Annotated in this window: 11 protein-coding genes; 8 read left to right on the forward strand and 3 right to left on the reverse strand. The window is 45.6% G+C overall.

The features are described 5' to 3' along the window. Window positions 1–40: 40 nt before the first annotated feature. Window positions 41–1,798, reverse strand: coding sequence for an ABC transporter transmembrane domain-containing protein (locus tag ACXACM_RS10555; RefSeq protein ID WP_474821605.1), 1,758 nt, complete (start codon window positions 1,796–1,798; stop codon window positions 41–43). Between the two features lie 374 nt (window positions 1,799–2,172). On the opposite strand from ACXACM_RS10555, the gene rpsP reads away from it, so the two are divergent. The 8 genes from rpsP (at window position 2,173) to tyrA (ending at window position 9,533) form a co-directional block, all read left to right on the forward strand. Next, window positions 2,173–2,424: a 30S ribosomal protein S16 gene (gene rpsP, locus ACXACM_RS10560; RefSeq protein ID WP_474821606.1), complete on the forward strand. Its 252-nt coding sequence runs from the start codon at window positions 2,173–2,175 to the stop codon at window positions 2,422–2,424. Between the two features lie 25 nt (window positions 2,425–2,449). After that, on the forward strand, window positions 2,450–2,971 hold the full coding sequence (gene rimM, locus ACXACM_RS10565; RefSeq protein ID WP_474821608.1) for a ribosome maturation factor RimM: 522 nt from the start codon (window positions 2,450–2,452) through the stop codon (window positions 2,969–2,971). Next, window positions 2,971–3,732 (forward strand): tRNA (guanosine(37)-N1)-methyltransferase TrmD, encoded by a 762-nt coding sequence (trmD, locus tag ACXACM_RS10570; RefSeq protein ID WP_474821609.1) that lies wholly within the window; start codon window positions 2,971–2,973, stop codon window positions 3,730–3,732. Before rimM ends, trmD begins: the two co-directional genes overlap by 1 nt. 18 nt (window positions 3,733–3,750) lie before the next feature. Further along, window positions 3,751–4,110 carry a 50S ribosomal protein L19 gene (gene rplS / locus ACXACM_RS10575; protein ID WP_216026881.1) on the forward strand — a complete coding sequence of 120 codons (360 nt, stop codon included), beginning with the start codon at window positions 3,751–3,753 and terminating at the stop codon, window positions 4,108–4,110. Between the two features lie 262 nt (window positions 4,111–4,372). Further along, entirely contained in the window at window positions 4,373–6,466 is a 2,094-nt protein-coding gene (locus ACXACM_RS10580; protein ID WP_474821611.1) for a TonB-dependent siderophore receptor, read from the forward strand. A 96-nt stretch (window positions 6,467–6,562) separates the two neighbouring features. Continuing rightward, window positions 6,563–7,054, forward strand: a complete 492-nt coding sequence (locus tag ACXACM_RS10585; protein WP_474821612.1) for a maltose acetyltransferase domain-containing protein — start codon at window positions 6,563–6,565, stop codon at window positions 7,052–7,054. Between the two features lie 215 nt (window positions 7,055–7,269). Next, on the forward strand, window positions 7,270–8,361 hold the full coding sequence (locus ACXACM_RS10590; RefSeq protein WP_474821614.1) for a 3-deoxy-7-phosphoheptulonate synthase: 1,092 nt from the start codon (window positions 7,270–7,272) through the stop codon (window positions 8,359–8,361). A gap of 26 nt (window positions 8,362–8,387) precedes the next feature. After that, entirely contained in the window at window positions 8,388–9,533 is a 1,146-nt protein-coding gene (gene tyrA, locus ACXACM_RS10595) for a bifunctional chorismate mutase/prephenate dehydrogenase (protein ID WP_474821615.1), read from the forward strand. A 48-nt stretch (window positions 9,534–9,581) separates the two neighbouring features. On the opposite strand, the gene ACXACM_RS10600 is transcribed toward tyrA, so the two are convergent. Both ACXACM_RS10600 and ACXACM_RS10605 read right to left on the reverse strand, forming a co-directional pair. Beyond that, the gene (locus ACXACM_RS10600; RefSeq protein ID WP_474821616.1) at window positions 9,582–10,283 is read right to left on the reverse strand and encodes a TorF family putative porin; all 702 of its coding nucleotides are present in this window, start codon (window positions 10,281–10,283) and stop codon (window positions 9,582–9,584) included. A gap of 11 nt (window positions 10,284–10,294) precedes the next feature. After that, a complete protein-coding gene (locus ACXACM_RS10605) occupies window positions 10,295–11,512 on the reverse strand; it encodes a BCCT family transporter (protein WP_474821618.1) in 1,218 nt (405 codons plus the stop codon). Window positions 11,513–11,533 lie beyond the last annotated feature (21 nt).

The raw sequence follows: 11,533 nt of genomic DNA on the forward strand, positions 1-11,533 counted from the left end.
TTGTTTTTGTTAACATATATACAATAGCACCACAGGCAGATCAGCTAAGCAATTGCAATTCAGCGTACTCTCTATACAGTGCATCGCTTTCTATAAGTTCATCGTGTTTTCCCGTATTTACAACGCATCCTTTGTCCATCACGATGATGCGATCCACGTGCCTGACAGTTGCCAATCTGTGAGCAATGATAATTGTAGTCCTTCCTTGCATTAATTTATTTAAAGCTTCCTGAACCATTTTTTCACTACGTGCATCCAGAGCGCTCGTTGCTTCGTCGAGAAGCAATATGGGACGGTCGGCCAGTAAAGCTCTGGCTATGGCTATACGCTGTTTTTGTCCGCCAGATAAGCGTACCCCGCGTTCTCCCAACTCTGTATTGTAACCTTTGTCGAGCTCATCGATGAACTCGTGTGCAAACGCAGCTTTTGCCGCACGTCTGACATCGTCGTCTGACGCGTCGGATTTCCCGTATCGAATGTTCTCCATAACAGTTGCTGCGAAAACTACGGGTTCTTGAGTAACTATTGCTATGTGCGCGCGAAGGGAAGCCAGGGTAAATGAAGTAATAGGTTGGCTATCAAGACAAATACGCCCTTTTTGTATGTCGTAGAACCGCATGAGGAGTTGAAATAGGGTGGTTTTTCCCGCGCCACTAGCCCCTACCAAAGCGACTTTTTCACCGGCACCTATGTCTAAGGTGAGAGCTTCAAATAAAGGCCGGGTGTCGGGATAGGCAAAACTCACGTTTTCAAAACTGATAGAAGGGGGCGCGTGATAAATTACTTGCTTGTCTTCCTTACCCTCCACAATACTTGACTCTGTGGCGAGTAGTTCCAGTAACCGTTCACTGGCACCAACGCCCCGTTGCACTTCACCAATGACTTCGCTGATTGTAGCAATACTGCCACCAGCCATTATGGCGTAGAACAGAAAAGCTGATAATTCACCGGGGGTCATTTGCTGGGAGAATACCTGCCTGGCGCCGAACCAGGCAATCACCACAATTGCCGCCATACTCAGTAACATTATTAAACCAATGAGCAAGGAGCGATAATGAATACGCTTTTTAGCAGCATTCATAACGTCGTTGACCCCATTAGTGAATACTTGCACTTCGGTAAGTTGAGCGTTAAACGCCTGGACCGTTGAAATTTCATGGAGACTTTGGTCGATATGGGCACCCAAATTTGCCAGCGTGTCCTGACTTTGCCTGGCGTAGCGTCTGACTTGAGGCGCGAGGATCCGAATGGGAACTAATACGGCAGGTACAGCTAGCAAAACACATAGCGTTAAAATCGGGCTGGTAAAAACCATCAGGACTAATGCCCCTACGAATGTAATGGCAGAACGAATAGCCATAGACAAGCTCATTCCTACCACGCTTTGTAAAATTGCTGTATCACTTGTAAACCGGGAAATAACTTCACCCGTGCGTAGGCGAGCAAAAAAAGAAGGAGGCAAAGTAAGTAAATGACTAAATACGGATAAGCGGATGTCGGCACTTATCTTTTCACCGAGCCAGGTCATCAGGTAAAACCTGGCATAGGTGGCTATGCTGGCTAAGGTCGTAATAACTAAGACACCTGCAATGGCGCGGTTTAGCATGTCAGCATTGCCTTCTAAAAGGCCACGGTCCACGGCGAACTTAATTCCTTGACCAAGCACCAGCCACGCTGCCGCTGCAATGAGTAATGCGGCAATAGCGCCGATGACTTGCCAACGATAGGGGTGGAGCAGGGTACGTAGCCATTTAAGTACAGCAGTGGTGGTGACACTTGCGGAGGAAGGCGATGACATGAAATCTCTTTACTTTACAGCGAAAAAACGTGATGAGAGTGTACGTAAATAGAGAAATGGCCGCCGAGTAAATAAGACCATTACTAAAAACAATCAGACGAAAAGTCGGTCATGGTCGGATGAGAAGGTACAATGCAGAGTGCTTTTACTTTCCTCAGGGGACATCACAATGTCAGTGCTGTTCGATTTGTGTCGTTACGGTGAATAAATTCGCCCGTTCTGTTTATTATCACTCTTTGCACGTTAATTTGCTTATAAAGTTTGCAAATTAGGCTGGGATCCGTATAATTCTGCGGCCTTCCAAATGGTGTCAGCCTTTGCTTAGCACTGGGAAGGTAAGTTAACAGTAACGCTACAACGAGTTTGAGGCAACTATGGTTACTATTCGTTTACAGCGTGGTGGCGCAAAAAAGCGTCCATTTTATCAAGTAGTTGTGGCTGACAGCAGCCGCGCAAGAAACGGTCGTTTCATTGAAAACATCGGTTTCTTTAACCCAACTGCACAAGGTCAGGCTGAACGTCTGCGTTTAGATCTTGAGCGTGTAGAGTACTGGGTTGGTGTTGGTGCGAGCTTATCTGAGCGCGTCAACAACTTGGTAAAAGAAGCTAAAAAAGCGGCAGCGTAAGCTGCCCTCAATCTGGTAGGTAGAGATGAGTCAAGCGTCTGACAAAGTGATTATTGGCAAGATTGGAGCACCTTACGGTGTGCAAGGTTGGGTCAAAATCAACAGCTTTACTGATGTGCCAGAAGGTATTTTTGATTATTCACCTTGGCAACTCGGTGATGGTAAAGAATACCAGATTGACCAGTGGCGACCCCACGGTAAAAATCTGGTGGCGAAAGTTGTAGGTGTGGAAAGTCGGGATGACGCAGAGCGCATCAAGAATTTAGACATCTCAATTAGCGAGAACCAGTTACCTGAACTTGATGAAGGTGATTTTTACTGGCGGGAGCTCACCGGCATGCAGGTGGTAACTACGCAAGGTTACAATTTGGGTGTGGTGAAAGATGTATTTAACACAGGTGCAAATGACGTTTTGCAGGTCCGCGCCAAGGTGAATGATGCATTTGGTCAAAAAGAAAGATTATTACCGTATGTGATGGATTCCGTCATTAAATCGGTTGATAAGGTTGAAAGTGTAATAACGGTAGACTGGGATCCGGGGTTCTAGTGACTGCGGAGAAATGGTTCGGCGTTATCAGTTTGTTTCCTGATATGTTCGCACCCTTTATGCAACAAGGCGTTGTGGGAAGGGCGGTGAAATCGGGCATTCTGGATGTCGAGATGTTTAACCCACGGGATTACACCCACGATCGTCATCGTACTGTGGATGATCGCCCCTACGGCGGTGGTCCGGGCATGTTGATGATGGTGAAGCCTTTAACTGACGCCATTGCCGCGGCAAAACAAGCCGGCGGTGAACATGCAAAGGTGATTTACTTATCACCACAGGGAAAAAAGCTGGATCAGGCAGGGGTTAAGCACCTTGCCAGCAACGACCGTATGATTTTTATCTGCGGACGTTACGAAGGAATCGATGAGCGTGTCATTGAGGCCCATGTTGACGAAGAATGGTCAGTAGGGGATTACGTGCTAAGCGGTGGTGAATTACCAGCGCTTGTGCTCATGGATGCTGTAGCCAGAATGGTACCGGGCGTGCTCGGTCATCAGGCCTCAGCAATCGAAGATTCTTTCACCGACGGGTTACTTGATTGTCCGCATTATACACGGCCTGAAGTACTCGACGGAAAAGCGGTTCCTCCTGTGTTGTTGAGCGGTGATCATGAAAAAATCAGACAGTGGCGACACATGCAGTCGCTGGGGAGAACCTGGCAGCGTCGCCCTGAGTTATTAAACTACCTAGCTCTGACTGAGGAGCAGCAGCGTCTTCTTGAAGTATTCAAGTCGCAGTTGCAGCAAGATGACAGTTAACTAGGACGAGAGGATATGATGAGCAAAGTCAGTCAAGATATCATCAAAAAAATTGAGCAAGCACAGCTCAAAACTGATGTTCCTGCATTTGGTCCAGGTGACACAGTAGTAGTAAAAGTTCGCGTTACTGAAGGTGACAAAGAGCGTCTTCAGGCGTACGAAGGTGTTGTTATCGCTAAGCGTAACCGTGGTCTTCACTCGTCTTTTACCGTACGTAAAATTTCAAGCGGCGAAGGCGTAGAGCGTGTGTTCCAAACACACAGCCCGGCGGTTTCTTCTATTGAAGTGAAGCGTCGTGGTGCAGTTCGTCGTGCTAAGCTTTACTATCTGCGTGAGCGTTCAGGTAAATCTGCACGTATCAAAGAGAAGCTTAACTAAGATTACTAATCCTTGCGTTATTGTTAACTTTGAAAAGCCCGCTTTAAGCGGGCTTTTTGCTTTCCTATCCTGAGCTTTTTCTTCGTTTCCACACCAAACATACATTTCGTATCTTCGATATGAGCCAACTTAAGAAAATAAATGAGTAGATTATGAAGATAATTTCAATAATGTTAATAATAATGATTATCAATAAGTTTTTTATTTTGTATAATGCCCGCCATTAAAACAACCACTCCACTTTGTGAATACGAGGATTTACATGAATTACGCGTCGCGTTTTGCTTTATCCCCCCTGTTTATGGCGTTGTCATTTAGCCTTAGTGCTCAAACAGAAGAAAAATCAACGCCAGCTATGGACGACAACATAGAAACACTTCTCATCACTGGTGTTCGTCAACAAAGAGTAAGCCAGGGAGCTACGGGTCTCACCATGGATATTAGTGAAACACCTCAGTCTATCAGTGTGATCACTGATGACATGATGCAGGACTTCGCAGCATTCAACGTGAACGACGCACTTCGTTTGGCAACCGGAGTGACGGTAGAAGCATGGGAAACTAATCGTACGAACTACTCGTCCCGTGGATTCGAGATAAAAAATACTCAAATTGATGGAGTTGGTTTACCTAACGACTGGGGTATTGTTACCGGTGCTCTGGAAGCTTATGGCTATGAAAAAATAGAAGTCATTCGCGGTGCGAACGGTTTATTAACCGGTGTAGGTAATGCGTCAGGCACACTCAACTACGTGCGCAAGCGGCCAACGAATGAAACAGGTGGCGAGGTAGGCGCTTCTCTTGGCTCGTATAATTTCAATCGTATTCAGGGTGATTACAACGTTGTACTCACTGATGATGGTCGGTGGGCTGCCAGAGTAGTTGCCGTTGCTGAAGACAAAGAATCCCATCTTGACGGTTTGGAAAACGACTTAGGTTATGTTTACGCTGTTGTTGACGGACAATTAACTGACTACTCAACCCTGACTGTGGGGTTTTCTTATCAGGACGCCAATACTGATGGTAATACCTGGGGTGGGTTAATCTTCAATTATACCGACGGCACCCAGGCCGAGTGGGATGAGAGCGCTACGACTACCCAAAACTGGACAATGTGGGACACCGTCAATCGCAACGCATTCATTGAGTATGCGTACCAATTTAGTGACGACTGGCGTTTAAACATTAACTATAATCGCCGGGATTTTGAAGAACAGGATAAGCTTTTCTACGTTTATGGCAGTATCGACAAAGAAACCGGTTTAGGTGGTTATGGCTGGCCGGGCCGTTATGATTCTGAAGTGGATGCTGACCTGATCGAAATTAAAACCAGTGGCTTCTTCTCTCTGTTTGGCCAAGAGCATGAAGCTAATCTGGGTGTAAGTTACGCTAAAAGTCATGACATTATGTATCGGCATGCTGCTGATCCAAGTGCGGATGCCTGGCTGCTAACGCCATCTTTTCCGTACGATTTAGACGCTATACCTGAACCTGACTGGGCAGACCCTGTTTTGTATTCCGACATAGAACAGGAGTTAACTCGCTATTTCGGATCGGCAAAGCTCAATGTCACTGATGATTTATTTTTTATTGCGGGCTTTAACGCCATTGATTTCGAGCGCACGGGAGACAATGCTGGCACTGCGATAGATAACAGTGAAAGTGAAATCAGCCCGTATGTGGGCGCAACCTATAAAGTTACTGATACTGTCAATGCCTACGTCAGTTACTCTGATATCTACCAGCCACAGGAACAATACAACTTGGCCGGGGAATACCTTGACCCGACAAAAGGTAAAAACCTTGAGGCTGGTGTTAAAGCGCAATGGTTTGACGACAGGCTATTGACCACCTTTGCCATTTTCACTGCAGAGCAACAAGGTTTGGCAGCGTTCGCTGGCATCAACCCGGAAAATGGGCAGTACTATTACAAAGGGATAAATGTTGAATCAGAAGGTTTTGAACTAGAAGTTGCCGGACAAATTACTGATGATTTGGCGGTGGTATTAGGTTATACCTCTTTGGATGTTGAGGATGAAAGCGGCGCTGATGCTAATACCTGGGCACCACGAGATTTCGTCAATTACACGGTGACTTACGATGTTGCTGCTCAGCCAGGCCTGAGTTTTGGTATAAACGGGCGCTGGCAATCCCAAACTAAAAACGTGGATTACAACGTCACGCAAGACAGCTACCTGTTGGTGAATACCTATGCTTCCTATGCTTTTTCCAGTCAGTTTTCTGCCAGGGTTAACTTCAACAACCTGACAGATGAGAAATACATCAGCAGTTTACACAGCTCGTTTTTCTATGCCGCGGGCGCTAATGCCATGGTAAGTATCAACTATACGTTCTGACTTTACCGTCAAATACCTTTTGTCGCCCGCACTAAGCGGGCGATTTTCTTTGTTCAGTGTCATACTGTCTGTGGTTTAAATAACGGTTAGTAAGCCATGGCAGACTCAAACGACTGGGATAGAATGGTAAGCGGAGAATGGTATTGCACTCATTCCCCGGCACTAGTGACCCTGCGAAAACAAGCAAAAAACCTCTGTGAACGACTTCAGGTAGAAGATAGTCTGCAACGGCAGCGTACCTTGACTTCTCTTCTTCCCAACGCCCTCGGTGGGCACATTGGCCACGGTTTCTGGTGTGACTACGGTTTAAATATCCACGGAAATGGACGGTTTACTGCTGGCGAAAATGTAGTCATTCTGGATGCCGCAATGGTGAAAATAGGTGATAATGTCATTATTGAAGATGGCGTGACTATTGCCACTGTTACTCATCATGAAAATGCAAGCAAACGACTTCAGGGCTGGCAGCAGGCGCTACCCATACATATAGGAAACAACGTGTTAGTGGGAGCTGGGGCATGTATTCTGCCTGGTAGCGATTTACCTGACAACACCGTTGTTTCACACGGGGCCACGGTGCGGGGCTAGTCAAGCTTTCGAGGAATAAAGCTACAGTGAAAAAAGTGGCTAATACGGTTGCCTGCCATATCAAAAATTGTTACAAAGTCAACGAGAATGCCAATAAAGTTAAATTTAAGGTGTAAACAATTTTATACAACCTTTAGTTTCGCAGGGTTGACATCAATTTTAATCGGGTCAATCAGGCTGACCTGAAAACAATTTTTTTACATGAAGAGAGTATCATGATTAAGGACACCGTTAATAACGTTCATGTCAGTGCGGAAAACGTATTGATCACGCCAGATGATCTGGCAAACCAACTTCCCGTTTCCGATAAAGCTTTATCTGCTATTTCTGAATCGCGAAAAATTATTTCTGACATTATCCATGGTCGCGATCACAGATTATTGGTGATTTGCGGCCCTTGTTCTATTCACGACATCGAAGCCGCAAAAGAGTACGCTTTGCGATTAAAAGAACTCCATGAATCCTGCAAAGACACACTTTTTATTGTTATGCGCGTATATTTCGAAAAGCCCCGTACAACCACGGGATGGAAGGGACTTATTAACGACCCTTACATTGACGGTACATTTGATATTGAAACAGGGTTAAGAAAAGCAAGGGAGCTGTTGATTTGGCTTGCTGAGTTGCAAATTCCTGTGGCTACAGAGGCACTAGACCCAATTAGTCCGCAATATCTGGCTGAATTATTTAGTTGGAGTGCAATTGGTGCGCGTACGTCTGAATCGCAAACACACCGCGAAATGGCCAGTGGTCTTTCTATGCCAGTAGGCTTTAAAAATGGTACTGACGGCAGTTTGGATATCGCGATTAATGCACTTAAATCTGCTGCGTCGGGGCACAGTTTTATGGGTATTAACAAGCAAGGGCAGGTTGCTGTGATCAGTACCAGCGGAAATCCAGACGGACATATTATTCTTCGGGGCGGCAAGCAGCCAAACTACGACTCTGTGTGTGTTTCCGAGTGTGAAGAAGATTTGCAAAAGGCGAAGCTCACCGCCGGGCTGATGGTTGATTGCAGCCATGCAAATTCGAGTAAAGATTATCGTCGCCAGCCATTAGTGGCGCAAAATGTTGTGAATCAGATCCTCGAAGGAAACCAATCAATAATTGGTGTCATGCTTGAGAGTCATCTCAATGCCGGTAATCAGAAATCAGACGGTAAGACGCCTGCAGAGCTTGAATACGGCGTGTCAATTACCGATGGTTGTATAGATTGGGAAACCACAGAAAACCTTATCACACAAACCAGAGATAAACTTATTACTGTGCTACCATTGCGACAAAATAAACGCACGGCTGTTGCTTGAGACAGCTGATTTAGCAGAGTCGTAAAATGACTGAACACGACAAGCGTCTGGCGGCTTTACGCGCAGACATTGACGAGCTCGATAACGAGCTCGTCGCACTGTTGGCCCGGCGGGCTAACCTCACAACGCAGGTTGGACAAATAAAAGCTGAAACTGGCATGCCAGTTTACGTACCAGATCGGGAAAAGGCACTCATTGCATCGCGCCGTGAACACGCCGAGCAGGCAGGTGTATCACCAGATCTGACCGAAGATTTACTCCGTCGCATTATTCGCGAGTCCTATCATACGCAAAATAATCGCTATCGATGTATTAACCCTGATATTAATCAGGTGGTTATTATTGGTGGTGCTGGTGCGCTTGGGCGCGTTTTTGTCGGCTTGTTTGAAAAATCCGGCTATCAGGTGGATGTGGTCGAAAAAGATGACTGGGGTAAAGCCGCCACAGCGTCTTTGTTTGCTCGAACAGATTTGGTGATTGTTGCGGTTCCCATTAATCTGACTGAGCAGGTAATATCCAGTTTAACGTTCCTACCAGAAAACTGTGTGCTGGCTGACATCACCAGTGTCAAGTCCGCGCCTTTGAGCGCAATGCTCAAAGCTCATTCTGGCCCGGTGGTTGGATTACATCCCATGTTTGGCCCCGATGCGCCAGGTATGATCAAACAAGTAGTGGTGGTTTGCGAGGGAAGGTTCCCACAAGCTTATCACTGGTTAGTCGAACAAATGAAAATTTGGGGAGCGAACATACACTTCAGTACTGCCAAAGAGCATGATGAAGCCATGGCGTTTATTCAGGTAATGCGGCATTTCAACACATTTGTCTATGGCGCACATCTGCAGGGAGAAAATCCGGATTTAAATTCGCTGACGGTATTTAGCTCACCAATTTACCGGCTTGAACTTGCCATGGTTGGACGCTTGTTCGCTCAGTCTCCACAGCTTTACGCCGATATTATTTTCAATAATCCGGCTAATTTTGCGTTGTTACGCCGTTTCCATCAGCGTTTTGGTGAGGCATTGTGCCTGCTTGAAAAGGGCGATAAAGCTGCTTTTATTAGTGAGTTTAATAAAATTGGCAGCTGGTTCGGTGATTATGCAAGAAAATGCTTGATAGACAGCAAGCAATTGTTGCTTAAAGCCGATGATGACGAGATGTTAAGAAAATCCTGATGTGGCAATACAGGAAGAAGATAGCCCGCGTAGGCGGGCTGTTCCGTATTAAAAGCTGAAGGTTCTGCTAAGGCTGGCGACAATTCTTGCGTCAGCATTGTGGTAGTTCATGGTGGTATCTTCAGCCGCGATCTCAATATCAAACCCGTGAAACTGAGTTTCGTAGGCGATTTTGTAGTGAACGAAGTGTGAGCTGTCTGTATCCCATGCGTATTTTTCTGTATCCAGCGATTTGGATATATCTACGCTGACTCTTATTCTATGGTTATCTGCCAGTGAATAAGTGTGGGCAAGTTTGCCAATTAGATGGTCTGCTCCTAATCCAAAGTAATCCCATGTGTACCACAGCGTGGCTTCGGTCACGCCAAAGTCGTTATTGAAAATCAGCGTTCCATAGGCTTCAGGGTAGTTTAACGCGCTGGCATTATCGCCGCCGTGATAGCTGTAATAAGCAATACCATAGTCTGCATCAACGCTATCAGTTAACGAGAGGTAGTGGCCCACATAAAAGTCCAGTTCTCTATCGGCGCTGTCGCCATAATCTACCCGTGACGTCCAGCTTCCCGCATACCAGCCTGCATCCGCTGCATAGTCTACACTTCCTTGCAACGCTGGATTGCGGTTAGTTTGGCTAACACCGTTGAAACTGTAATCCGTTACGCCAGTCAATGTTGCCGACCAGTCTGCACAGGTGGAGAAACTGGTGATAAGTAGTGCACAGCACAATAATTTACGTTGATAATAATTCAAAGCTACTCCTTCTATTGCATGGATTCGATTTTTTCAAAATCGAGTTCATTCTCTTTAGGCGAACTGTCTATTTTGCGCACTGATGCAAACTTCTTGTACAAAATGTACCCGAGACAGCTGTAGAATAAAGCGATAACTAGTGCTCCAACCCATTGAATTTGAAGGAAATCTATTTTAAATAAAAGGGTGAGTGCGCAAAGGGCGATAAAATTCAGGAAGAAGTATTTCCATTTGCCTAAGCGACGTGAAGAAAGGTTTAAGTTGTCGGTATAAAGGCGGATCAGTGAATCCAGTGAGTTTATAACAAACACAATGCCGACAAATACCATGGCTAAGTTTCTAATTCCCGTAGTATCCAAATTAGCTTCGTGATAGTAGTAAAGCACACCAAACCAAAGCGCGATGGGGATTGATGGGAAAATCAACATGGCTGACAATACTTGCCAGGTTTTCAATCCTCCGACAAAGCGGGAGGTAAACTGGCCGATCATAATACTCCAGGCAAACCACCAGAACAGATAGAAGGCGTGATAGCCATTTATGGGAAAGAGGAAGTGCTGGATATTGGCAAAGTAACCACCTAGCAATGAGGTGGCCGCGAAGTATTCAGCCATTTCACCGTTGCCCCACAGAAAAGCGCCACCCCACATAAAGCCGATGAGCGCAATAAACAGCCAGGTGGTAGACACACTGAGAATTTTTACAAATTTAATATCTGTACTGCTGTAAACAGAAAACGCAATAGCTGCAAAAACAATGAGATAAAATGACGGTACTATGGTTTCACCATCTCCGAGCGACGGTAAATACCAAGGCAGATTTTTTAGTAAAAGAAAGGCGGTAAATGCACAGGTGCCAATGATGACCACATTATTAACAATTCGTACCCAGGTGATTTCAAAAAATTTTACCTTGGGCTCAATAACACAAAAATAAAAACAGGTAAGAAAATAAAATGCCCATATGAAAAACCCCCAAAATCCAAACTCTATTGCCAGTGGGTTGGTAAAGTCGTACTCTGGGTTTGCGGCAGTATCCGCGTAAGTGCCAAATTCCGTTAACGGGAACATGATGAGGCCTACATCTAAACCGGATGTGAATAAAATTGAGATAAATGTCAAAGTTTTAACCGGGGTAACCCCGATCATTGTCAGGTTTCCCCATTTCCACAATATGAAAACAATGGACAATAGTGTCAGTGCAATACCCGCACTTAGCCACAGCGTCATGATTTACTCCTTACAATATGT

The organism is Alteromonas sp. AWQ4_252, from assembly GCF_056158205.1.